Genomic DNA, 23,817 nt, shown 5'->3' with positions numbered 1-23,817 from the left:
TTAAAAGGGCAGTGGACTGATTATATGGGGCTTATATCAGATGGAGAATAAAGATTGAGATTAGCCCAAGGGTTTGCACTTATTGAAATGGTTATTACCTTGGTTATCATTGCTGTTTTAGCCAGTATTGCTATGCCCAATTATCAGCGCTACCAGCAGCAAAATATCCATGCGCAGGCGCAGCAGCTAAACCTAAATATCGCCAATCAGCTAACTCGCTGGCGTGCCAAGACCTTAACTTATCATAACTTTGTTGCTCAGCAGCAGCTAGAGAGAGGGGCAGTTATTTATATTCCGTCAGACAGTGATGAGCGAAGCTATCGCTATAAGACAACCATCGATGTGAGTGATGGCAATACATGGCAAATCATTGCTCAGCCGAATATCAATTTGCGCGCGTTTGATAATTCGCCTATCTATTATATGAATAGCTTAGGCCAGCGCTGTAGCTTTACTTATCCCTCGAACACCGTAACAGGTCAGCAGTTATATTACATAGGTGCACAGTGTCAGTTGTTAGGTGCAAGGCATTGGTAATTTTAAATGATGTAGGTGTGATACGATAGAGCGCAGAAATACTTCAAGCGTTGAATTAACTTAGATAGTGAAGCGCTAAACTAAATAGCTGCTTAAGATTGGGGCTGGAGCATAAGCGTAGATATGAGCGGAAGTATAAATACAAAATAGTTTGAAACAATGATGTTTCTAACAATAAGGACATTAAATGAATACTCAAAAAGGGTTTACCTTAATCGAGTTAATGGTGGTGGTTTCCATCATCGGTATCTTGGGATTAATTGCCATTCCAGCCTATAAAGACTATACGCGCCAGACATCAAGTACTGCCTGCCTTGCTGAAACCAAGCTAATGAGCAATAAGGTGTTCGTACAAATGCATACGGCCACCACTGATTTAGAAGACGATCAGATACAAGCATTATTAGATGAAGGTACCTCAGCCTGTGCCAAGATAGAATACACTGCAGGCCAAGCTGCGGTTGTGGCCGATACGACAGTGACACCTGCTATTGCTGAAACTCCAGCAACTGAGTCGACGATTAACGGTACTATTGTGAAGCCTTTAGAAGATAAAAAGAACGCATTGTGCCGTATTGGTGAGGTGATTAAATGTGAGATTACCACTTAATACTTAGACCAGCTTAGACTACTTGGCTTCTTTAAATTAGGGCGTGTGGAACATTCGACCATGGCACTGGCGGCGACTATTTTTTAGTCAATATGCAGTGAAATTTTTGACGCTTAGTCATTCTAAGTTAGACAATTTCGCAATATATTGGCAAAAAAGAGTCCCGCCCCTGAGAGCGGATTAAGCAAAGCACTGCTTTGCCCGTTCGCAAGGCGAGAGCTGTGCTCGAGTGAGGCTGATGCTAAAATCGCCCCAGACGTTGTTGCAAACCTAGTCAAGGTCTAGACATTAACGACGGTTTACGCCTAGTCTGAAACAATTTTAGCTATCAGCAGTGCTAATTTGCGAATGTTCCACACGCCCTAATAAAGAAACCATAAAAAAGCGACCCAATTCGGGTCGCTTTTTTAGCTAATAAGATGAACTATCTCATTTGTGCTTTAAGTTATCTATGCTTGAAGAAAGTGGCTTAACGCTCTAGATACTGAATCTTGCCTTCCACACCGTCCCACTTTTCAGCGTCAGGTAGTGGACCTTGCATTTCAATGATGTTTGGCCATTCTTCTGCAAGCTCAGCGTTTAGCTCAATAAACTCTTCTTGGCCTTTAGGCACTTCGTCTTCAGAGAAAATCGCATTTGCTGGACATTCAGGTTCACACAACGCACAGTCAATACATTCATCAGGGTGAATGACCAAGAAGTTAGGCCCTTCATAAAAGCAGTCCACAGGGCAGACTTCAACACAATCGGTGTATTTGCAGCGGATGCAATTATCAGTGACAACAAATGTCATAGCGAGCTACCTTTATAAAAGTTATCTTAGCAGTCTATGTCAGTCACTATGGCGTATGGTGCTCTTATGATAATCACTGGATAAAAATCTATTATCAGTGACCAAGAGTCCATCTCAAGCTAAGTGAAATGTGCAACCAAGATAAATTAGGAGTGAGTAATAAGATTAATTTAGGGTGCTATTTTACCCTGTTAAGGTCTATTTCACAAATTCGCATCAGTCAAGTTTTGTTGCCTGTTTTAATTCATAAATTAAATCCAGTGCTTGCTTCGGCGTAAGCTCATCAGGTTGCAGCTGCTGTAGCCTCTCTAAAAGAGCGTTAGCCTTAGCGTCTATAGGGCTAGGCGCTATATTTATAGCTGACTGCTGGGCAACTAAATCCTCTTTTTCTAAGTGAGAATTATAGTGTTCCGTCGCAGAACCAGCCTCGGTTTGTCGCTTATTTACACCGCTATCGTCAGCATTTGCATAAGCTTTATCGAATTTAGCATGATTATCATCAGTATCTAGCGATTCAAAATCGAATCCATTCTCAATGCTATCTATTGATTGGTTTAGTGGCTTGGTCAATAAAGTGTTTTGCTCGTTAAGATAATGCTGAGCGGCTTCTAAAACGCTGTCGGGGATACCGGCCATTTTTGCCACGTGCAGACCAAAGCTTGAGCTGGCAGCGCCTTGTTGAATTTTGTGCAGCAGTAATAGCTGTCCATCAATATGACTGGCTGCCACATGCACGTTGCGCAGTTGATGTCTAAGCGCGTCTTGATGGGCAAGCTCGGTCAACTCAAAATAATGGGTAGCAAATAAAGTCAGGCTACGCATAACACAAAGCTGTACTGCACAAGCATGAGCGATGGCCAGACCATCTGTGGTCGAGGTACCGCGTCCAACTTCATCCATCAGCACCAAGGAGCGATCAGTGGCTAAATTTAGAATTTGAGCGGTCTCAATCATCTCAACCATAAAGGTGGATTTACCGCCTGCCAAGTCATCGGCAGAGCCAATACGGGTAAAAATACGGTCGATATCACCGATAATGGCTTTTGAGGCAGGCACAAAGCTACCACAGCAGGCAAGCAATACAATCAAAGCTGTTTGACGCATATAAGTGGATTTACCACCCATATTCGGGCCAGTAATAAGTAAAAGTCGCTCGGGATTTTCTACCGTACCTAACTGGCAGTCATTTGCCACGAAGTGTTGAGGACTGGAGGTGCTGCCGGCTTGATGATTGGCGATTTTGGGCTGACTCATGGCTTCAACCACCAAGTGACGCCCGGCTTCGATATTAATATAACTGCTGCTGCTATCGAGAGCAGGACGCACCCAGTTATTCTCTTTGGCCAGTATTGCCCAATTAAGCAACACATCAATTTGAGCCACTGCCGCACTGAGACGCTGAAGATGGCTTAGCTGCTCGCTTAAATCGAGCAATAGCTTTTGATAGAGCGCCTTTTCAAGGGCCAGTGCATTAGTCTGCGCATCAAGATAGTTAATCTCTAAATCTTTTAGCGGCTCGGTAATAAAGCGCTCGCTGTTCTTTAAGGTTTGACGGCGGATAAAATGATCAGGTGCTTGAGCCGCTTGTCCTTTTGGCAGTTCAAAATAAAAACCGCTCACTTTATTAAAGCCAACTTTTAAGCTCGGCAATTGATGTTCATGGCGTGCGTCATTTGCCATGTCATCCAAGGTTTCTTGAATATTGTCATGCAAATGCACCAGACGATCAAAATCCTCATCAAAGCCTGTCGCAATCATACCGCCATCACGAATGTGCGCTGGTGGCTCTTCTACGATTGCAGACTCTAAAAGTGCTTTGATATCCAACAGCTCTACATGCTGTTCGGGCAGTTGACCGCTTAGCATCGGTAGCAAGCCTGAATCATCAGAATTTAGCCCCATATTTTGTAGGGAGTTTGCCAATTGCTGACTGTGATGGATACTGTCTGCTAAGCGGCGTAGGTCACGAGGCTTAGCACTGTGCAGACCAATACGACTGCTAATACGTTCAATATCAAAGATATTATGTAGCGTTTCTTGTAGTGTTATAAGGTTAGATAGCGTAGGCTGATTTACCAACCACTCAACTGCATCAAGGCGTTGTATTAAGGTGCCTTGTGATTGAGCCAAACGTAGGGGACGCTTTAATTGATTAGCGAGCAGGCGTTTACCCATAGGCGTTTGACACTGATTAACCACGGTCAATAGACTGGTGCCGGTCGGACTAACTGGCGCAAATAGCTCTAGGTTACGACTGCTGATATCATCAATAATCAGATAGTCTTCATCTCGTTCAACGATAAGCTCGGTCACTTGCGGCGTATGGCGCTGCTGCGTTTGCTGTGCATAATGAATCAGTGCTGCGCTACTGGTCTGAGCGACTATGCTATCAGCAATGCCAAGACCCTCTAATGTTTGTACATTAAATTGTCGGCATACGGTTTCGCCGGCATGCTGTGGATGAAAGTCACTGGCGGCGACACTAATCACCGGACAATACAGCTTGTCTTGTAGCCAGTGTCGCCAATCATCACTAAGGGTCTCAGAAATGATGACTTCACTTGGCGCAAAGCGGGTTAACACCGTAAGTAAGCGCTGTTTTAGGATATTTTCATAATCAGTACTCTGACTCTGCGACGCTAGCTGATTATCAGTGTTGAGCAGTGTTTGAGTGCGTAAAGTACCGGCATTGATGTCCAGTTGACTGACACCAATTTGCATGTATTTAAGCTTGTTAGCCCCTTTACCAAGCTTTAGGTCAATGGCGACCACGCTCGGTGTTTGATTGGGCGCAATGAGAGCATCATCGGTCAATGTTCCCGCAGTTAGCTTTTTAACTACTTCACGGCGCATAATGCCTTTATTGGCCGGTTTGTCTGCTTCATCATCGGCAGTAGGCTCTTCTTCGACTTGCTCACAAATCACTACAGTTTCGCCTGCCGCAATGAGACGTGCCATATAGCTTTCTGCGGCGTGAAAGGGAACCCCTGCCATGGCAATATTATTTCCGGCTTTGTCATTACCGCGGCGGGTTAGGGTGATGTCTAAGATATCAGCGGCGCGCTGTGCATCTTCAAAAAACAGCTCATAAAAGTCGCCCATACGGTATAGCAGTAATGCATGCGGATATTGAGCTTTTAAAGTGAGATATTGCACCATCATTGGCGTGTGGTCATCCAGATTATACTGGGTGCCAGCGATGTTTAAGATATTAGTATTACTTCGATTACTTGGGGTATTAGACATAGTAGACGCTTAAGCAAAGTCGCAAATAAAAATTAAAAAGAGAGGAGACAGCCGAATTCGATGTTATAAAAGAGGTTATCAAAAACCACCATTTTAACATCTATTGCCTAATAAATAATGGGGGCGCATACCTTATTGAACAACCAGAGATAGTAAACATTCATGCTGATTTTAGGAAAAAGAATAAATATATTGTGAGTGTAGAATCACTTGCCCTTGTATCTATCAATACTGTTACCATATATAATAAATAAAATTTTTTTCGGTCGGCACCTAAAGATGCCAGACTCAGTCGATAGATAGGTCCACAAAGTTATGTTGTCAAAAATAGTCGGAAGCGTTATTGGAACAAAGAACGATCGTGAGCTGAAACGTATGCGTCAGATTGTCGCAAAAGTGAATGCTCAAGAAGAGGCAGTTGCTGCGCTCACAGATGAGCAGCTTCGCGAAAAGACGGCAGAGTTTAAGCGTCGTTTCGATGAAGGCGCCAGTTTAGACTCTTTGTTGCCCGAAGCCTTTGCGGTGTGTCGTGAAGCCTCGAAGCGTGTACTGGGTATGCGCCATTATGATGTGCAGATTATCGGTGGTATCACCTTGCATGAAGGCAAAATTGCCGAGATGCGTACTGGTGAGGGTAAAACCTTAATGGCGACTCTTGCCATTTACCTAAATGCCATCAGCGGTAAAGGCGTGCACGTAGTTACTGTCAACGATTACTTAGCGGCGCGCGATGCAGAGTTAAACCGTCCATTATTTGACTTCTTAGGTTTAACGGTTGGCGTTATCTACTCGCAGCAGCCACCTCAAGAGAAGATTGAAGCCTATCAATCTGATATTACTTATGGTACTAACAACGAATACGGCTTTGATTATCTGCGCGATAACATGGTGTTTAGCCTGGCTGAGAAAAAACAGCGCCCGCTTAACTACTGTATTATTGATGAAATTGATTCTATCTTAATTGATGAGGCGCGAACGCCGCTGATTATCTCAGGTCAAGCCGATGATTCATCTGCAACTTATGCGCTGATTAATACCATTATTCCTCGATTGAACCGTTCGCAAGATGAAGAAGCTAATAAGAATAATGAAGATGGCGACTTCTGGATTGATGAGAAAAACCGCTCAATTGAGATTAGCGAAAAAGGTTACGAGAAGATTGAGTCTTTCTTAATCGAAGTGGGCGAGCTTGACGAGAATGAAAGTTTATATAGCCCAACCCGTCTGCCATTATTAGCTCATGTACAAGCAGCAATTCGTGCGCATCATATCTTTGTGAAAAACGTGCACTACATCGTTGATGATGGCGAAGTAATTATTGTTGATGAAAATACGGGCCGTACCATGCCGGGTCGCCGCTGGTCAGATGGTCTGCATCAGGCAGTTGAAGCTAAAGAGGGCGTTGAGATTCAAGCAGAAAACCAAACGCTTGCAACAACCACTTTCCAAAACTATTTCCGTCTCTATGAGAAGCTATCAGGTATGACTGGTACAGCCGATACCGAAGCGGCTGAATTTAAATCAACGTATGACATCGACGTCGTGGTTATCCCAACCCATAAGCCGATTGCACGTATTGATTTAGATGACCAGATTTTCTTAACCAAGCTTGGTAAATACAAAGGTATTATCCGCGAGATTAAAGAGATTCAGAAAAAAGGCGCACCAGTACTGGTTGGTACCGCAACCATTGAGGCCAGTGAAGAGCTGTCTTATTTGATGGATCAAGAAGGTATTAAGCACAACGTTCTAAACGCCAAACAGCACGAACGTGAAGCTGAGATTATTGCGCAGGCGGGTAGTCCACGTGCGGTGACCATCGCGACTAACATGGCCGGCCGTGGTACCGATATTATCTTGGGTGGTAACTGGCAGGCGTATATTACTGACCCTGACAATGTTAGCCCAGAGGAGATGGCGCGATTAAAAGCGGCTTGGCAGAAAAAGCATGACGAAGTCATCGCTGCTGGCGGCCTGCACATTATCGGTTCTGAGCGTCATGAGTCACGCCGTATTGATAATCAGCTGCGTGGTCGTGCCGGTCGTCAAGGTGACCCAGGTCAATCTCGATTCTTCCTATCGCTTGAAGATGACTTAATGCGTATCTTCGCCGGTGACCGCGTGGTGAATATGATGCGCGCCATGGGTCTAAAAGAAGATGAAGCGATTGAACATAAAATGGTGTCTCGCTCTATCGAGAACGCGCAAGGTAAAGTAGAAAGCCGCGACTTTGACGCGCGTAAAAACCTTCTAAAATACGATGATGTGGCAAACGAGCAGCGTAAGGTTATCTACTCACAGCGTGATGATTTGCTTGCAGAAGCGGACCTTAAAGAGGCGATTGAAGAGATGCATCGTGATGTTTATGATGCGTTAATCAGCCAGTTTGTGCCACCAGGCTCTATCGATGATCAGTGGGATATTGACGGCCTAGAAGATGAGCTTGAAAGCGAGTTCAAATACTATATGCCGATTAATGATTGGCTTGATGAAGATCGCCGCTTAGATGAAGATGGTCTGCGTGAGAAAATCATCGACACTGCAATTATGCGTTATCGTCATCGCCGCGAGCAAATGGCACCAGAGAATGCTGCACAGCTTGAGCGTCACTTTATGCTACAAAGCTTAGACCGTCACTGGAAAGAGCATTTAACCCAAATGGATCAGCTGCGTAAAGGGATTCACTTGCGTGGTTATGCTCAAAAAAATCCAGAGCAAGAGTATAAGCGTGAGTCGTTTGATTTATTCCAGATGATGCTGGGTGCTATTAAATCAGATACGGTACAAGATTTATCGCGTGTCCATATCCCGACTAAAGAAGAATTAGAGGCGATGGAAGCGGAGCGTCTGGCTCAAGCCGAACGTCAGAGAATGATGTTTGAGCACGACGAAGTCGATAGTTTGACCGGTGAGCGTCATAATTCACCAGAGGTTGATGCGCTTAACCAATCTCAGGCGAATAATAGTCCAGTAAACAACAATACACAACTGAATAACTTAGCAGCGGCACAAGCGGCAGGCGCAGCGGGAAATCAAGGTGAAAATCCTTATGCCAATATGGGTATCAGCCGTAATGCACCATGCCCATGTGGTTCTGGTCTACGCTACAAGCAGTGTCATGGCAAAATCTAGTTCTAATGTTGTCTGGTTTAATTTTAAAATATGGGTTAAATTAGATGAATTGGGTTCTAGCATAAGTCATGCTATTGCATATATAATTTGGTAAATGGCGTAGCCTTGATAGTAGTCAGTAGTAAATGGTTTCGCCAAATTAGGCTTGTTTTAAGGCCACTTTGCACATAAGGATAAGTAGTATGATAAACAACAAGTCATTAAAATTAAGTTTATGGACCGCCATGTTTGCCGCTACTATTGGGCTAAGTGCATGTCAAAAAGATGCTGCAGACGCACCAGAGCAAGAGACGGATGCTGAAGTAGCGACAATGTCAGCTGATCCAGCTGAGGGTAATCAGCCTGCGATTGTGGCAGATGATCTCGATGATTTAGACAGTGCAGACGCACATGAGCAGTCAGTAGAAACACCTGAAGTAGGTGCAGAAAGCAGTACTCCGTCAGCTTCTGCTATTGATGACAGCAGTGAAGTAGATGCTATTGATAATGCACCAGTAACTGACTCAGCGATTGGACCTGCCGAAGGTACAGTTCAAGAAGGGACAACCACCGCACAATAATATTTGTTGATTAGCTTTAGCTGTTATTGAATAGGTTATTTGTAGATTAACTGCTTACAATGATAACCATAAAAAAAGAGACCGCCCATTATGAGCGGTCTCTTTTTGGTTTAAATACTTTTGATTTACATACAATCAAATAGCCCGTTTTATTTAGGCTGAGTAGCTGCATTTTTATGAGTAAAGTCGCCTTCTTCAATAACCTCAAGCTCTTCATGACGCAGCTCAACCTCGAAGCTGTCTTTATGGACATGTGTTGATTTCTCAATAGCAATATCTTGCACTGCATACGTCTCTTTTTTGATAACAGCAACTTGGCGAGAGATAACAATCTCAACCGGACCATCTTCTAACGATATATCTGAACCGTTAACTTTGATAGTCGCTGTGTGATTTAAAGTAGGTTCGATATGGCGGATAATATCTTGATCGCCTACATCATTGGCTAAAAATCTTTGTGAGTCGGCATCGTAATACTCAGTATCAATAACCAATACTTCTTCACTTAGCTCAATAGGTACGTTGACGGTTCTGGTACGCACGTGCTTAGTAGCGGTAATTTTACCCACATCCAAACGCTCTTTATCTACCACAGCACGTTCTTCTAGCAGCTCAATTTTACCAACTGTTGTACGCTGCTCATTAATAGGCGCTTCATACGCTTCACGTCTCAGCGCACTGCGGCGTTCTTCTGATAATTCAGTGGTGGTATTTTGATTTTTATCATTGATATTATTATCCATAAGGTAGTTCTCCAAAATTAATGTTTAAGATAGGTATGAATCTTTATCAGTCTTAGTTTTTTAAGACAGGTTAAACTAATATTATGTATTATGATTTGTCTATCGTAGCGCATTGCCAGCGTGTGCACTGTATATTTTACTTATTAATCAGGTTAATAATATGCATAAATAGACAAACTTTGGTTTTATACTTGGGTTTAGTGGTCCAATATAACCAGTATTAAATTCAGTTATCAAGAAAGGTGCAGACATTAAAAAAGCCAGAGTAAAAACCCTGGCTTCTTGTTAAGAATACACTCAACTATTGTACTCATTAACCAGTTAGATAATTAATAATGATTACCTAAAGCTGGCCGAATACAATGCTGTCAATTACTTACCGCGAGCGGCACGAACGTCATCAGCAGTGATGTCATCACGGTTCACAATGTTACCTTCACGGTCTACAACGTTGCCATCACGGTCGATGTCAAGTTCTTCACGTTGGATAGTTTCGCGAATAGTTTCAGTATGACGCTCAGTTGTTTTACCAACGTTTACTTCTTCTGTTACGTAAGTTTCTTTACCAACACGAGCACGTTCAGCTTCAAGCTCAACTTCTACTGTATTGTGACCAGCGTCATCACCGATTTTACGGTCAGTACGGCGATCAACATCAGTACGCTCAATATGTGCATGCTCTTCTTCAAGCTCTACATCTACTTGACGATCTTCAGTTACTACGTGCTTACCAACTTTAACTAGGCCGGCAACGATGCGATCTTTATTCACTGTTAAGCGTTCTTCTAAAAGCTCTAACGTGTTTGGTGCATTGTAGAAATCTTCTTTAACATCTACACGCTCTTGCTCTGGTACAGTGTCAGCAACGAATGCAGCACGATCTTTATGAGTTTGTTCTTCATAGCTGTACTGATAGTCGTGGTCATACTCTTCCATCGCTTCAACTTGTGCTTTGGTTAAGCTGTCAAAGAATACATCATCACCAACGATACGAGCTAGACCTGCTGGTACTAATACTTCTTTAGATGAAAACCAACCACCAGCATCAACGATTAAGTAACGGATACGGCCTGTGCTGTCTTCAACTAGAGCACCTTCAATTTTACCGATTTTTTCTTCACCAGCACCATAAGCGCTTTTGCCAGTTGGATCATAATAATCATCACCAATTAGGTCGCGGTGAGTTGCTTGAATATCTTTTAATCGAATTAGTTGACTCATTATAATTTTCCTTTTATTTATTGTGAATGTTAAATCCGTAGATGGATTTTACAGGTTACTATTTTTCTAAGTAATTAAATTTGTCATAACCATCATCGGATTTGATTTTTAAAAACAAGGTTATTTAACTTAAATAGCCATTGGTTTAAAAACAGTCCTTACTCTTATTAACCAGTCCAATCTAATAATCAATAATTTAGATGGCTTAGCGAGAAGTGCTGTTGTTCCTCAAAGCTAATCTCGATGACTTGGTAGATACTTTAACAACTGGGTTTCGAGGTTTATATAGTAAACAGGTATCACTGTATTAAGGCTCGTAAAATCATGTAATCAGCTGTAATTGAAATAACACATCTTATTCCTTGCTTTACATTCGCTCACTATGATGTGCATTTTTCTGTTCTTTAGGTAACAAAAAAAGAGCCTCCCGAAGGAGACTCTCTTATAAGGCCTTGTTTATAGAGCCATCGAATTTATATTTAGTAATTAACTTAGGTTTGGGCTTTTATTTCAAACCTATAATTAATGCTTAAATACGCTTATGGGAGTTCAATAGCAACGGCTACTGCTTCACCGCCGCCGATACATAATGAGGCAACACCTTTTTTGCCACCAGTACGCTTCAATGAGTTGATAAGCGTTATTAGGATACGTGCGCCTGAACAGCCTACTGGGTGACCTAGAGCACAAGCACCGCCTTCGATGTTTACTTTGGCATGTGGAATGTTTAATTCATCCATTGCTACCATCGTTACCATAGCAAAAGCTTCGTTGATTTCCCAAAGATCCACATCATCAACTGACCAGCCTGCTTTTTCTAGTACTTTTTCTATAGAGCCGATAGGTGCAATGGTGAACTCTGAAGGGTGACGAGAATGTGTGGCAGTCGCAACGATACGCGCTTGAATATCAAGGCCTTTATCATTTGCTACTTGCTCTGAGGTGACAACAACCGCGGCTGCACCGTCAGAGATTGAGCTGGCGTTTGCTGCAGTGATTGTACCGTCTTTTGCGAAAGCTGGACGCAGGGTAGGGATACGCTCTGCATTAGCCAGACCTGGCTCTTCATCAGTATCAACAACCATTTCACCTTTACGGTTTTTAACGGTCACTGGCGTAACTTCATTATCAAAGTGGCGTTCAGAGATTGCTGTTAACGCACGATTTAATGACTCAATAGCAAAGTCATCCATCTGCTCACGGGTATACCCTATTTTGTCTGCCATTTCTTGAGCAAACTGACCCATTAGCTTACCGGTATCAGCATCTTCTAAGCCATCAAGGAACATATGGTCTTTGATTTCTTTGTGACCCATACGTAGGCCTGCACGTGCTTGCGGCAGAACATATGGAGCGTTAGTCATCGATTCCATACCACCTGCAACAATGATTTCAGCACTACCAGCTTTAATAGCGTCGTGTGCTTGCATCACGGCTTTAAGGCCTGAGCCACATAGTTTATTAATCGTCACTGCACCAGTGCTGTCTGGAATGCCTGCTTGACGCATGGCCTGACGAGCAGGACCTTGACCGACACCTGCGGTCAAGATACAGCCCATGATAACTTCATCAATCTCTTCGGGCTTAACACCGGCACGCTCTACAGCAGCCTTGATAGCTGTGGCACCAAGCTGAGGGGCATTAGCACCAGTAAGGGCGCCTTGGAAGCCGCCCATAGGAGTACGTGCGCCATTTACAATAACAATTGAATCTGATGACATAATATTATCCTTATTAAATGGCCTATACGTAAGCGCTGAATAGGCCGAAAACTGCTACGTTTATAGGGTTTAACGATATTTTGTTAAACAGTTATTTTTATAATATACAAATTACGAAAAACTAATCAAGCTCATGTAAGCGAATACGCACCACATCTGAGGTGATGGCGTCGAGCTTCTCAATCTTATTAATGGCGACATTCATCTGACTTTCAACAACCGGTAGGGTCAGGATAATAATAGGCACCTGACCTTTTTGATGCGCAGGCTTTTGCAAAATAGCATCAATGTTAATGCCTGCATCACTTAGGATACGAGTCACATCAGCAAGCACACCTGGGGTGTCTTTGGCTTGCAGGCGAAGATAATAACCTGTAATCATATCTTCTGCCGGTAAAATAGGCGTATCAGACAGCTGATTTGGCATAAAGGCCAAATGTGGGACATGGTGACCATAATCATCAACAGTTAGCACTCGGATTAAATCCATTACATCGGCCATAACCGCAGAAGCAGTCGCACCGGCACCCGCGCCATCACCGTAATATAAAGTCTGGCCCAGTGGGTGAGAATTGACCAATACTGCGTTTTTAACGCCATTGACGTTGGCCAGTAACTTATCTTCTGGAATTAGGGTTGGATGAACGCGTAGCTCAATACCGTCGGCTTTTTTGTTAATACTACGGCTGTTCTCATCGTTATAACGACGCACTGCAAAGCCTAGATGCTTAATGCGATAACCAAGCTCTTCGGCATAGGTCACATCTTGCAAAGTAATATTGGTGATACCTTCGCAGTACACCTTGTCAAATTGTAATGGGATACCAAAAGCGATAGAAGCAAGGAGGGTCAGCTTATGCGCCGCATCGATACCTTCGACATCAAAGGTCGGATCAGCTTCGGCATAACCGAGTGCTTGCGCTTCGGCTAAAACGTCATCAAAGTCGCGACCTTTGTCACGCATCTCAGACATAATAAAGTTACCCGTACCATTAATAATACCAGTTAGCCAGTTCACGTTATTGGCAGCAAGCGCTTCACGCATTACTTTGATAATAGGAATACCGCCAGCCACTGCTGCTTCATAGGCCACATGTACATTGTGCTTATCGGCTAAGGCAAAAATCTCATTACCATGTTCGGCCAGTAGCGCTTTGTTAGCAGTAACCACATGCTTGCCATTTTTGATCGCATGGATAATCACGTCTTTGGCGACAGTCATACCGCCAATGACCTCAACAATAATATCGACATCATCGCTTTCAGCGATCGCCATTAAATTGCTTTGTTGTTTGATGCTTTGGTCAATATCATCACGTTGGCGGCGGGTACCGACTTGGGTAATAACAATGTCATGACCACTACGTCTTTGTAGTTCTGACAAGTTATCTTTAAGTAGGTCAAGCACGCCCGTGCCGACAGTACCTAGCCCTAATATGGCAAGTTTAATTGATTTACTCACGGTATCCTCAGTAGTGTTATCAAGCATTATTATAAGTGTATATAGGGTTAAGCGGTGACAGTGGCCATTTGGATTTGCCTAACAATACGTCAGCAATCAAGGCAAGCTGTCAGGATTGTTTTAGGGTTAGTCCATTTGAGAGTATGGTCAGCCTATCTAGCAAATAGTACCACCCTGATATTAAAAAACTAAATAATACGGATTTAGAAGGTTAAAATATAGCGGTTAATAAACGGTAACACGGCAGCGCTTTAAAAGTCACTTAACTGTGCTGAGTTTAACTGACGGCTGAGTCCAAAACGTACTCTATATTAGCAGCCAATCTGCTGTGAATAAAGCGATTAGCATATTCCATACCGCGGTTACGTTAGGCAAATTAGTTAGCAATGGCTGCTTCTGCTAATTGCTGTGCAGGTAGATAGCCACCGATTTGATTGCCTGACTCGGTAAAGATAGCAGGGGTGCCGCTCACGCCCAAGCTTAAGCCAAGCTGCATATGTTTGCGAACTGGGTCATCGCAAGATTTAGTCGATAGTGGCAGACCTGATTTTGCTTGAGTCATCGCTTTAACGCGATCATCACTACACCAGATGGCTTGCATCTTAGGTACGCTTTGCTCACTGCGTGGCCAAGCTAAATAACGCACCTCAATGCCGAGCTTATTAATCTCATCCATCTCTGAATGCAGCTTGGTGCAATAAGGACAGTCGGCATCGGTAAAGACATAAACGGCCGCTTTGGTTTCGCCCTTAGCGGGATAAATAATCATCTCGTCTTTATCGACTTCAGCCAGTTTCTTTTTAGCCGATTTTGCGATAAGTGCGGAGCTGATATCGACCGGTTGCGGCTGACCAATTTCAACGATTTGACCTTGGATAATGTGTTTGCCTTCTTTGTCGCTAAAGAATGCGGGCATGCCCTCGCTGGTCACCCAGTAGATGTTCTCCATTTGAGTAGGCACAGCGGAGATAATCTTTTGCTCGAAACCTGAAGCTTTGAAGTTTTTCTCTAAGGCGGCGACCACTTGTGGGTCAGATTCAGGATCGGCCTGAGTGGCTGCGTTCACAGAGTTAGAAGCATTCGCATCATTTTGTTTGGCTTCGGTGCTGTTGCTATTACAGCCGGCGACCGCAATGGCGAGTGCTATCAATGAGGCTTTGGTTAAAGCTGGAGATTTTTTTAATAATTGTTTTTGGAATGTAAGGGTCATAACGGATGTCTCTTAAAGGGTAATTCTTAAAAATATGAGGGGTAATATGTAGTGTTAATCAAAGTCAGCGTCAGTTTAGCATATTATATTGACGATATAATTGAGATAAACAAAAGCCCCACTGCGGTTAACAGTGAGGCAATTATTATGTCAAGTTTATGGCGAATTTAGTCTAAATAGCTAATCTGCTATTTTGTAGCGCGTGGCGGTAAACCAGTATGCTGAGTTTGGAAATTACCCTTTTTAATTTGCTTACCACTTGAGCGCTTATTGGTTGCAGGCTTACCCGCTGAGTTATTCTGACGCTTCACTGAGTCTGAACCCACACGGCTGTTTTTCTTACGAGCCGATTGATAGGTATCTTGACTGTCACGACCTTCTAAACGTGAGTTAAATGGCGGAATTAAACAGTGACGTGCAGTACCAATCAAATCTTCACGGCCCAAGCTTTTAAGCGCAGCACGTAACATACCCCAGTTTTTCGGGTCATGATAACGAAGGAATGCTTTGTGCAATTTACGCTGTTTGCCTGATTTCACAATGTCCACATCGCCTTCGCTGCGTGTCACTTTGTGCAGCGGATCTTTGTGGGTGTGGTACATAGTGGTCGCTGTCGCCATTGGGCTTGGGTAGAAGGCTTGAACCTGATCGGTTCTAAAGTCATTCCGCTTGAGCCACAATGCTAAATTCATCATATCTTCATCCGTAGTACCTGGATGCGCTGCGATGAAATAGGGAATCAAATACTGCTCTTTACCAGCTTCTTGACTGTATTGCTCAAACATCTGTTTGAACAAATCATATGAGCCCATACCCGGTTTCATCATCTTCGATAACACGCCTTCTTCTGAATGCTCAGGCGCAATTTTTAGATAACCACCGACGTGATGGGTCACCAGCTCTTTCACATATTCTGGGTCTTTTACCGCTAAGTCATAGCGTAGACCAGAGGCAATTAGAATTTTCTTCACACCCTTAATATCACGGGCCTTACGATACAGCTTGGTCAGATTGCTGTGATCGGTTAATAGGTTTTCACAGATGTCTGGATAGACACAAGATGGCTTACGGCAATTCTTCTCAATATTCTCATCTTTACAGCTGAGACGATACATATTGGCAGTCGGGCCACCCAAATCTGAAATCACACCCGTAAAGTTCGGTGCGGTATCCCGAATGGCTTCCACTTCACGTAAGATAGAGTCTTCAGAGCGGTTTTGAATAATACGGCCTTCGTGTTCAGTGATTGAACAGAAGGTACAGCCGCCAAAACAGCCACGCATGATATTGACCGAAAATTTAATCATATCAAACGCCGGAATACGCGCATCGCCATAACTTGGGTGTGGTACACGGGCATACGGTAAATCAAAAACAAAATCCATCTCTTCGGTTGATAATGGAATTGCTGGCGGATTTAACCATACATCAATGTCAGTTCTTGAGTTACCACCGCCGGTACCATGACGCTGAACCAGCGCACGCGCGTTACCAGGGTTGGTCTCTAAATGCAAAATACGGTTGGCATGTGCATAAAGTACGGAATCTGATTTTACTTGCTCATAATCTGGCAAGCGAATTACCGTCTTTTCGCGAGGCGGCAGCTTTAGCTTGTGCTTACGTGCTGTTTTAGGTGCATTGTTCTTAGGTCTGTGCTCAGGCTCAGGGATTTCAAGCCCCACCATTTTGACCACTTGCACGTCATCGTTAACTTGATCGGCATTGATAATCTTATTATCGACAGGCTCGGCTTTAAAGCCTTTATATTGACGCTCCATCGCTGATAAGCTTTGGCTGACTTTACTTTCAGAATGGCCTTTTTCTTTTTCGATAGAGCAGCTGTCTAAATCTTCGGTCATCACATACGGATTGATAATAGGATCAACACGGCCGACCGTGTCCACATCATTACTTTCTATCTCAATCATGCCCGCTTTCCAGTGCCGACGTGATGGCGTCAATAGATAAGCGGTACCGCGCAAATCGCTCATTTGCTCAAAGGTATAGCCCTTTGATAATCCATGTACAATATCGACAATCGCACGCTCGGCATTACCATATAACAGTACATCTGCACGGCTGTCGAGCAAGATACTACGGCGTACTTTATCTGACCAATAATCGTAATGTGCGATACGGCGTAAGCTGCCTTCAATACCACCTAAAAGAATTGGCACATCAGGATAAGCCTCGCGGCAGCGCTGACTGTACACAATTGCCGCACGATCAGGACGTTTGTCTGGTGCATTATTAGGTGAATACGCATCATCACTGCGAATACGGCGATCGGCCGTATAGCGGTTAATCATACTGTCCATATTACCGGCGGTTACGCCATAAGCATAAACTGGCTTACCTAGCTCCATAAACGCATCTTTGCTGGTCCAATCAGGCTGCGCAATGATACCGACTCGGAAGCCTTGTGCTTCTAGCAAACGACCAATAATCGCCATGCCAAAGCTTGGGTGATCGACATAGGCATCGCCTGAGATGATGATGACATCACACGCATCCCAGCCTAGCTCGTCCATTTCGGCGCGGCTCATCGGCAAGAAGGGGGCAGGCTCGTAGCAGCTTGCCCAGTGCTTATCGTAGTCGTATAAAGGAGTCACGCCTTGTTTAAAGGCAGTGCGAGCGATGGTTTCAGCAGACATGGGGATGACCTAGGTAATGATTTAAATAAACAATAGAATATAAAAGAGGTAGTGCAGAGGGTAGGCAAAAAAGAATAACGCTCATTTTACCATGAATTTGGTTCAAGTTGAGCGTTATAAATGACTATATCTATTTCTAATAGCTTGGCTTATGAAAAATGCTGAATACTGGTATTCGCTTTATTCAAACTCTTACTTAGTTGTTAAATATATCTTTGATAGCTTTCAATTAATTGTTTGTGATGGTCTGGATCATCTTGTAGATAAGTGAGATTTATTGCTAAGTAGGTGTAGCCAAGCTAGAATTATTAGATTAAGCGGATGTAATAAAAGCTAAATATAGTGACTATTAATTAGGTGAGAATTATTATATGAAAAGAACGGCATTAGCACTTTTTTTAGGGTTGTTTATGGTTGCATGCTCATCATCAGATGATACATCTAAATTGTCGGCCGAAGATTCGGTAAGTGATGCATCTGAGGGTATCTCAATACCAATGTCAGATTCGCATGAAAACGGTCGATATTTCTTAACCTCGCAAACCACCGAAGATGGTATTGAAACAATTGAATATACTCGTAAAGGAAATACGAGTGATACCTATGCAAGGATGCAGATTAACTGTTCTAGTAATGAGATGAGGAAATACTCATCGGAGAATCTTGAAAGTGTTCACCAAGCTGATCTTGGTGATTGGATTGTGACCCCACCTGATTGGACAGATGAAGACATTGTAAAATTCGTCTGTACACAAAAATAGGCTGATAGTATGTACATATTTAAAAGCCTTTTAATTCTTCTTCCTTCCATGATGCTATTAGGATGTGGGAATAGTAGTGATTCACATTCATCAGGAGTCACAAGTTCTCAGGCTGTCGGTGGAGAGTCGTATACTATGGAGCAATGCAAAAACCGAATTGATGAAACTGCTAAAAAATACAATGTAACCTACCAAGTTAATTTCGATGAACCTGACTACTTTTCTGGATATATCGTTAAGGACGGTATTCAAACAGACTTATTAGTATCTTGTGATAAGAAAGGTGATTATTATCAAGGACTATTTGAAATACCAGACTAAGTAGGTTTATTAATATCTGACTTGTTAAAGATCTTGTTTGAGTATTACTTCTCTAGTAGTTTGGGCAATATTATTATCTATTGCCCAATTTTTTGTACAACATATAATCGTTTGAAGATTAGACTAGTGGCCTTTCATCTTCAATGATTTGTACTGATCGCAACCGTCTTGCTCTCCATTGTCACAAGACTTTCCAAACCACTCTTTGGCAATACTATAGCTTTGTCTAACCCCCTCTCCATCGAGGTACATATAACCAATCATAAGTTGCGCCATTCCATCATCGTGTTCTGCAGCTTTTTTAAACCATTTCAAAGACTCAAAGTAATCGTTTTTTTCGCTATAAAGAAACCCTAACATAGTGTATGCCTTAGAATTACCTAACTCGACAGCCTTGGTGTAAAATAAAATAGCTTCATTATAATCTTGTTTAGTGCCTGTACCGCTTTGATACATATGTCCAAGATATAATAGGGCCATAGTAAAATCCTGATCGGCAGACTTCTTATACCACTCCATAGCTTTATTATAATCCTGTTTGACACCTTCACCTTCATAATACATTGTTCCAAGCTGCCACTGTGATGGTGGATGCCCCTTCTCAGCAGCTACCTTAAACCATTTGAAGGCTAGGGCATGATTCTGTGGTGTCTCACTAGCGTAGAAATTTAGCATTGTGGCTGTACCAAATAGAGCATCTAAATCACCTTTCTCAGCTTCAATCTTAGCAGCGCTTTCAAACCACTTCGTAGACTCAATAGGATCGGACTTTGCTAGCATTACAGCTAAGACATATTGCGCACCTGAACTACCGTTTTGGGCAGCTTTTAAGCGCAAGTCATTAGCCTTTTTAGTGTCTTTCTGAACTCCATGACCATTGTGATACATAATACTAAGCCCATAGTAACCATCAGCATCTCCTTTCTCGGCAGCCTCTTTAAACCATTTATATGCTTTCGAGTAACTATGTTCATTATGAGTTTCATCGTAATAGATATGCCCAGCCAGTACCATTGCTTTAATATGGCCTTGTTTTGCAGCTTTTTCAGCCCAGATTAATGCTTGTGTCACATCGTTATTAGTATCTTTATGCTCCATATAACTCTTAGCGAGATTAAACTGAGCATTTACATCCCCTTGCTGAGCTAGTCTATTAATCTCTATTAAGTTTGAAGCAGAAGCGGTGAAAGTGTATATATTGAAGATAAATAAAAACAATATAAGTTTGTGTAGTAATAATTTCATCTTTTTCATGATTTAATTAAATTATCTTAGTTGATTTGAGTGGTTTTCATATAAGGGTTTAAATAATGGTATTTTGAACATCATAGACCAAGTGATAAGAATACCAGTTTTTAATTTGAAGAGTAGTGGATTGAAAAAGGATAATTTCGAAATTGATTTCACAAGAGGCTAAAACTCAATATTCGCATTACAGTTACTGCATTAAATGGCTTTTGCTCATAGTTTTTTAAGATATATTCCATGAAAAAGCCCCATGCTAGGGGCTTTTTCTGTGCAAAATTAAACTACTAAAACCATCGTACATTTAAATCACGGTAAGCATCACAACCTTTTTAAATTCTATTAATGGTAAGTATTAACCTAAGCACTCGGCTTATTCACCTGACCCATAAACAAAATCGTATTGGTTTTATCGTCCTGAATTACAAACATAAAGGGGTGGTCTGCTTTAAATTCAGTTGTCATCTTCGCACTTTCCGCATTAATAGTAACGGCAGTTGCCGCAGCAGCTTCAGTACCGGTTTCATCCACTTCGACTACCGCTTTATGAATCACATCATCCACATACAGCAGTTCATTAATATCATTGGCTTTATCAAAAATATCGAACTCAGCATTACTGGTGAACGCTTTGGGCATACCCATATTACCTAATACAGGCTTTAATTTATAGCTCTCTTGCAGCTTAAACTTAGGCAGATACAAATCAAGCAGTTGCCGGTTTAAACCTTGATTCCACTGTTTAAGCGTATCAACGGTTAAACCATTAACCAGATTATCCATCGCTTGTTTGGATATTTCTTTGGGTAATACCACCAGCATTGATAAATCGTCACCCTTATAAGGCAGGCGGATAATTTGGGCTTGGTTATTTTCAAGATAATCCACGGACTTTTCTTGATACATCAGATGACTATCAACTTGACCACCGTCGAAGGTATAAAACGGCTGAGTACTCGTGTTTCTAGGCTGAAATGGCATCTGCCAATCACCCTTAAAATACACTGAATTGGTCAATACAGTGACGGTATTATTGGCAATACTACCGGAGGGCAATAAATCAACAATCATATTATTGGTTTGCTGCTCGATGGTGTCATTAATGGTTTTACGTGACCCCTCAGGATTGCCACTGAAATTAAGATTTTTGACCTCGCCACCATAGTATTTCTTGACCGTATCGATATAGTGCTTGTTGGCTATAAGACCTTGCTGCATCCATAAGTTATTGGTAGTTGCCAGTTTATAATCGTCATGTTGCGCATTAAAACGATGATAAAGCTCGCCACTGTTAGGATTAAGGATATTTAGAGCAGGGTAGTGGAATGTATCTTGAATCTGCTGTTTTGTCTCACCCTCAGCGCTGACATATAGCATCGCCATTGCCGTTGATAAGCTATAGGGAGAGAAGAACACGTTGCTCGCAGATTTTGTAGGATGATTATTAATATAGCGATACAGAGATAACGCAAATTGGTTGTTTGCATTCACGACCTGCTCGACACCCTCTGGCGTAGCGGATAATTCTGGGGTTTGGTCTTGAGTGGTATTTGTGGATGACTTATTTGAATGAGAGGCCGCTGATTGATTGGTGTTATCTGCTTTGCTGGCGAGAATCGGATTAGACTCAGAGTTTTGAGGTAGTTTATCGCTACACCCTGTTAAGCCTATGCCAAGCGTACAAGCGACGAGTAAGCCGAGAGTACTGCGATGGAAGTTTGGTTGATTAGCGTTTGATTTTTCGATGTCATGATTTGACATAAAGATAGGCTCGATCCATTAGAAAGTTTAGGCTTTTGCTTAGAAGAGGGTGTAGTTAATTGCACAGTGGGTAAAAAAGAGAATAAATAAAAAAAGAGAATGAACGCAGAGGTAAATTACTTCTGCCCCGTAATCCGCTTATATTTTGCCATCAAATCATTATCAGATTCGACATGGTTTGGGTCATTAGGAATACAGTCAATCGGGCAAATCTCAACACATTGTGGCTCATCAAAATGGCCAACACATTCAGTGCAAAGGTCAGGATTAATCTCGTAGATATCCTCGCCTTCATAAATAGCATCGTTAGGGCAAACAGGCTCACACACATCACAGTTGATGCATTCATCAGTAATCATTAAGGCCATTTTATGCTCCTAGTCAATTTAGAATAAACGGCTCAAAAGTGATTTAATAGGCCGTTATATAACGCCCATCTATTAAATCAGCAATACATTATCGCTAAACCTCTAAAATATTTGCCTATTTCCAGTCATTCGCACGTTTGTCATGAAACGCTTGCTGCACATTGTTCGGTACAAACTTTTTGACATCACCGTTTAGCTTAGCTATTTCGCGAATCATGGTCGATGAGATAAACGAATACTCAGGCGCAGGCGTTAAGAATACGGCTTCAAAGTTATCATCAAGTTCACGGTTCATATTGGCCAACTGAAATTCATATTCAAAGTCGGACATGGCGCGAAGTCCACGCAATACGGCAGTCGCTTTTTGCTCACGCATAAAGTCAACTAGGAGACCTTCAAAGCCGACGACCGATACTTGGGGTAGGTCGGCAAACACCTCTTCTACCAAGGTGACACGCTCTTCGAAGCTAAACATGGGTTTTTTGTGATGTCCAAGTGCCACAGAGATAACCACTTCATCAAAGAGCTTGACGGCGCGGTTAACCAAATCAATATGACCATTGGTAATGGGGTCGAAGGTGCCAGGGTAGACGACTTTTGTGTACAGCGATGACGATTTATTCATGATGATTAAATAGGCTTTAAAATAAGCGCTTATCGTAACAAATTTTAGGCATTGAGGTAAGCTAATTAGCAAGGTGTTTGGTGAGTTTGGGTAGTTTTTTAGCAGTCACAGGGAGAATATTGTCTAAATCTCAACCTGTTTGTTGCAAGCTTACGACCTATACTTGCTTACAAAGCGACGAAAAAGTGAGCCGGTCAAATTTGGTATACTGTCGGCTCGACCTAACTTAAAGGCTACTTTATTATTCTGTGGCTATTTTAAGATTAGGGACATGCACGACAAACCATTGGCAATATAGATATTACGTAGCCAGTCGGTTTAAATTTTAATGAGACATTATTTATGGCGAAGAAATCAAGAAAACCGTCCAATCAGATTGCCGCTAACAAAAAAGCGCGGCATGAGTATTTTATTGAAGAGACCTTTGAAGCTGGTCTGGTATTGCAAGGCTGGGAAGTGAAAGCAATTCGCGCTGGCAAGATGAGTATCACAGAGGCTTATGTAGTGTTCCGTGGTAATGAAGCCTTCTTATTCGGTGCACACATTCAGCCGCTGTTATCGAGCTCAACCCATGTTGATCCTGACAGCATTCGTACCCGTAAGCTGCTATTAAACCGTAAAGAGATTGATACTTTATTCGGTGCGGTAAATCAAAAAGGCTATGCTTGTGTGCCGTTAGAGGTCTATTGGAAAAACTCGCTAGTGAAATGTAAAATCGGCTTAGCCAAAGGTAAAAAGCTGCACGATAAGCGTAAGACACTGAAAGATAGAGATTGGGAACGCGATCAGCAGCGCGGTTTCAAACAGCATTTGGATTAGATGCTTTTCTATATAGCGCTTAATATCA

19 protein-coding genes are annotated in these 23,817 nt (G+C 42.4%); 7 read left to right on the top strand and 12 right to left on the bottom strand.

The window, feature by feature from the left end:
• Positions 1–54 precede the first annotated feature (54 nt).
• The gene (locus AC2SLM_RS05880) at positions 55–537 is read left to right on the top strand and encodes a type IV pilin protein (RefSeq protein WP_486552572.1); all 483 of its coding nucleotides are present in this window, start codon (positions 55–57) and stop codon (positions 535–537) included.
• Between the two features lie 187 nt (positions 538–724).
• A complete protein-coding gene (locus tag AC2SLM_RS05875) occupies positions 725–1,147 on the top strand; it encodes a prepilin-type N-terminal cleavage/methylation domain-containing protein (RefSeq protein ID WP_486552571.1) in 423 nt (140 codons plus the stop codon).
• A 469-nt stretch (positions 1,148–1,616) separates the two neighbouring features.
• Here AC2SLM_RS05875 and fdxA read toward each other — a convergent pair whose 3' ends face one another.
• Together fdxA and mutS are read right to left on the bottom strand one after the other, a co-directional pair.
• A complete protein-coding gene (gene fdxA, locus AC2SLM_RS05870; protein WP_486551623.1) occupies positions 1,617–1,940 on the bottom strand; it encodes a ferredoxin FdxA in 324 nt (107 codons plus the stop codon).
• 216 nt (positions 1,941–2,156) lie between these two features.
• Positions 2,157–5,186 carry a DNA mismatch repair protein MutS gene (gene mutS, locus AC2SLM_RS05865; protein ID WP_486551622.1) on the bottom strand — a complete coding sequence of 1,010 codons (3,030 nt, stop codon included), beginning with the start codon at positions 5,184–5,186 and terminating at the stop codon, positions 2,157–2,159.
• Positions 5,187–5,501: 315 nt separating this feature from the next.
• Here mutS and secA point away from each other — a divergent pair, with 315 nt between their 5' ends.
• Positions 5,502–8,318, top strand: coding sequence for a preprotein translocase subunit SecA (secA, locus tag AC2SLM_RS05860; RefSeq protein WP_486551621.1), 2,817 nt, complete (start codon positions 5,502–5,504; stop codon positions 8,316–8,318).
• A 182-nt stretch (positions 8,319–8,500) separates the two neighbouring features.
• Complete coding sequence (locus AC2SLM_RS05855) at positions 8,501–8,878, top strand: hypothetical protein (RefSeq protein ID WP_486543302.1); 378 nt, start codon at positions 8,501–8,503, stop codon at positions 8,876–8,878.
• Between the two features lie 149 nt (positions 8,879–9,027).
• Here the strand turns inward: AC2SLM_RS05855 and AC2SLM_RS05850 are convergent, their stop codons facing one another.
• From AC2SLM_RS05850 to AC2SLM_RS05825, 6 genes are all read right to left on the bottom strand, one after another.
• A complete protein-coding gene (locus tag AC2SLM_RS05850; protein ID WP_486551619.1) occupies positions 9,028–9,621 on the bottom strand; it encodes a YsnF/AvaK domain-containing protein in 594 nt (197 codons plus the stop codon).
• A 372-nt stretch (positions 9,622–9,993) separates the two neighbouring features.
• The gene (locus AC2SLM_RS05845; protein ID WP_486543306.1) at positions 9,994–10,842 is read right to left on the bottom strand and encodes a DUF2382 domain-containing protein; all 849 of its coding nucleotides are present in this window, start codon (positions 10,840–10,842) and stop codon (positions 9,994–9,996) included.
• Between the two features lie 539 nt (positions 10,843–11,381).
• Positions 11,382–12,563, bottom strand: a complete 1,182-nt coding sequence (locus AC2SLM_RS05840; protein ID WP_486551618.1) for a thiolase family protein — start codon at positions 12,561–12,563, stop codon at positions 11,382–11,384.
• Positions 12,564–12,684: 121 nt separating this feature from the next.
• Positions 12,685–14,025, bottom strand: a complete 1,341-nt coding sequence (locus AC2SLM_RS05835; protein ID WP_486543310.1) for a homoserine dehydrogenase — start codon at positions 14,023–14,025, stop codon at positions 12,685–12,687.
• 376 nt (positions 14,026–14,401) lie between these two features.
• Positions 14,402–15,235 carry a DsbC family protein gene (locus tag AC2SLM_RS05830; RefSeq protein WP_486551616.1) on the bottom strand — a complete coding sequence of 278 codons (834 nt, stop codon included), beginning with the start codon at positions 15,233–15,235 and terminating at the stop codon, positions 14,402–14,404.
• 188 nt (positions 15,236–15,423) lie between these two features.
• Entirely contained in the window at positions 15,424–17,889 is a 2,466-nt protein-coding gene (locus AC2SLM_RS05825) for a YgiQ family radical SAM protein (RefSeq protein ID WP_486551614.1), read from the bottom strand.
• 410 nt (positions 17,890–18,299) lie between these two features.
• Here AC2SLM_RS05825 and AC2SLM_RS05820 point away from each other — a divergent pair, with 410 nt between their 5' ends.
• Entirely contained in the window at positions 18,300–18,650 is a 351-nt protein-coding gene (locus AC2SLM_RS05820; RefSeq protein WP_486551612.1) for a hypothetical protein, read from the top strand.
• Between the two features lie 9 nt (positions 18,651–18,659).
• Positions 18,660–18,971 (top strand): hypothetical protein, encoded by a 312-nt coding sequence (locus tag AC2SLM_RS05815; RefSeq protein ID WP_486551611.1) that lies wholly within the window; start codon positions 18,660–18,662, stop codon positions 18,969–18,971.
• A 123-nt stretch (positions 18,972–19,094) separates the two neighbouring features.
• Here AC2SLM_RS05815 and AC2SLM_RS05810 read toward each other — a convergent pair whose 3' ends face one another.
• The 4 genes from AC2SLM_RS05810 to coaD all read right to left on the bottom strand — a co-directional run bounded on the left by AC2SLM_RS05810 (position 19,095) and on the right by coaD (position 22,970).
• On the bottom strand, positions 19,095–20,225 hold the full coding sequence (locus AC2SLM_RS05810) for an SEL1-like repeat protein (RefSeq protein WP_486551609.1): 1,131 nt from the start codon (positions 20,223–20,225) through the stop codon (positions 19,095–19,097).
• 351 nt (positions 20,226–20,576) lie between these two features.
• Positions 20,577–21,977 (bottom strand): serpin family protein, encoded by a 1,401-nt coding sequence (locus AC2SLM_RS05805; protein WP_486551607.1) that lies wholly within the window; start codon positions 21,975–21,977, stop codon positions 20,577–20,579.
• A 116-nt stretch (positions 21,978–22,093) separates the two neighbouring features.
• Positions 22,094–22,345, bottom strand: coding sequence for a YfhL family 4Fe-4S dicluster ferredoxin (locus AC2SLM_RS05800; RefSeq protein WP_486551605.1), 252 nt, complete (start codon positions 22,343–22,345; stop codon positions 22,094–22,096).
• Positions 22,346–22,460: 115 nt separating this feature from the next.
• Complete coding sequence (coaD, locus tag AC2SLM_RS05795) at positions 22,461–22,970, bottom strand: pantetheine-phosphate adenylyltransferase (RefSeq protein ID WP_486543320.1); 510 nt, start codon at positions 22,968–22,970, stop codon at positions 22,461–22,463.
• A gap of 342 nt (positions 22,971–23,312) precedes the next feature.
• Between coaD and smpB the strand changes: the two genes are divergently transcribed.
• On the top strand, positions 23,313–23,789 hold the full coding sequence (smpB, locus tag AC2SLM_RS05790) for an SsrA-binding protein SmpB (RefSeq protein WP_486543322.1): 477 nt from the start codon (positions 23,313–23,315) through the stop codon (positions 23,787–23,789).
• Positions 23,790–23,817 lie beyond the last annotated feature (28 nt).

The organism is Psychrobacter sp. CX16 (genome assembly GCF_057396245.1).
The sequence above is the reverse complement of the archived record's forward strand: the minus strand, read 5'-3'. Positions and strand labels throughout refer to the sequence as shown.

Excerpts from the sequence above, each read along its gene's own strand:
- smpB (WP_486543322.1), top strand. The coding sequence starts at position 23,313 with ATGGCGAAGAAATCAAGAAAACCGTCCAATCAGATTGCCGCTAACAAA.
- AC2SLM_RS05845 (WP_486543306.1), bottom strand. The coding sequence starts at position 10,842 with ATGAGTCAACTAATTCGATTAAAAGATATTCAAGCAACTCACCGCGAC.
- AC2SLM_RS05850 (WP_486551619.1), bottom strand. The coding sequence starts at position 9,621 with ATGGATAATAATATCAATGATAAAAATCAAAATACCACCACTGAATTA.
- AC2SLM_RS05805 (WP_486551607.1), bottom strand. The coding sequence starts at position 21,977 with ATGTCAAATCATGACATCGAAAAATCAAACGCTAATCAACCAAACTTC.
- AC2SLM_RS05830 (WP_486551616.1), bottom strand. The coding sequence starts at position 15,235 with ATGACCCTTACATTCCAAAAACAATTATTAAAAAAATCTCCAGCTTTA.
- AC2SLM_RS05810 (WP_486551609.1), bottom strand. The coding sequence starts at position 20,225 with ATGAAAAAGATGAAATTATTACTACACAAACTTATATTGTTTTTATTT.
- AC2SLM_RS05825 (WP_486551614.1), bottom strand. The coding sequence starts at position 17,889 with ATGTCTGCTGAAACCATCGCTCGCACTGCCTTTAAACAAGGCGTGACT.
- AC2SLM_RS05820 (WP_486551612.1), top strand. The coding sequence starts at position 18,300 with ATGGTTGCATGCTCATCATCAGATGATACATCTAAATTGTCGGCCGAA.
- coaD (WP_486543320.1), bottom strand. The coding sequence starts at position 22,970 with ATGAATAAATCGTCATCGCTGTACACAAAAGTCGTCTACCCTGGCACC.
- AC2SLM_RS05840 (WP_486551618.1), bottom strand. The coding sequence starts at position 12,563 with ATGTCATCAGATTCAATTGTTATTGTAAATGGCGCACGTACTCCTATG.
- AC2SLM_RS05800 (WP_486551605.1), bottom strand. The coding sequence starts at position 22,345 with ATGGCCTTAATGATTACTGATGAATGCATCAACTGTGATGTGTGTGAG.
- mutS (WP_486551622.1), bottom strand. The coding sequence starts at position 5,186 with ATGTCTAATACCCCAAGTAATCGAAGTAATACTAATATCTTAAACATC.
- secA (WP_486551621.1), top strand. The coding sequence starts at position 5,502 with ATGTTGTCAAAAATAGTCGGAAGCGTTATTGGAACAAAGAACGATCGT.
- AC2SLM_RS05855 (WP_486543302.1), top strand. The coding sequence starts at position 8,501 with ATGATAAACAACAAGTCATTAAAATTAAGTTTATGGACCGCCATGTTT.
- fdxA (WP_486551623.1), bottom strand. The coding sequence starts at position 1,940 with ATGACATTTGTTGTCACTGATAATTGCATCCGCTGCAAATACACCGAT.
- AC2SLM_RS05815 (WP_486551611.1), top strand. The coding sequence starts at position 18,660 with ATGTACATATTTAAAAGCCTTTTAATTCTTCTTCCTTCCATGATGCTA.
- AC2SLM_RS05875 (WP_486552571.1), top strand. The coding sequence starts at position 725 with ATGAATACTCAAAAAGGGTTTACCTTAATCGAGTTAATGGTGGTGGTT.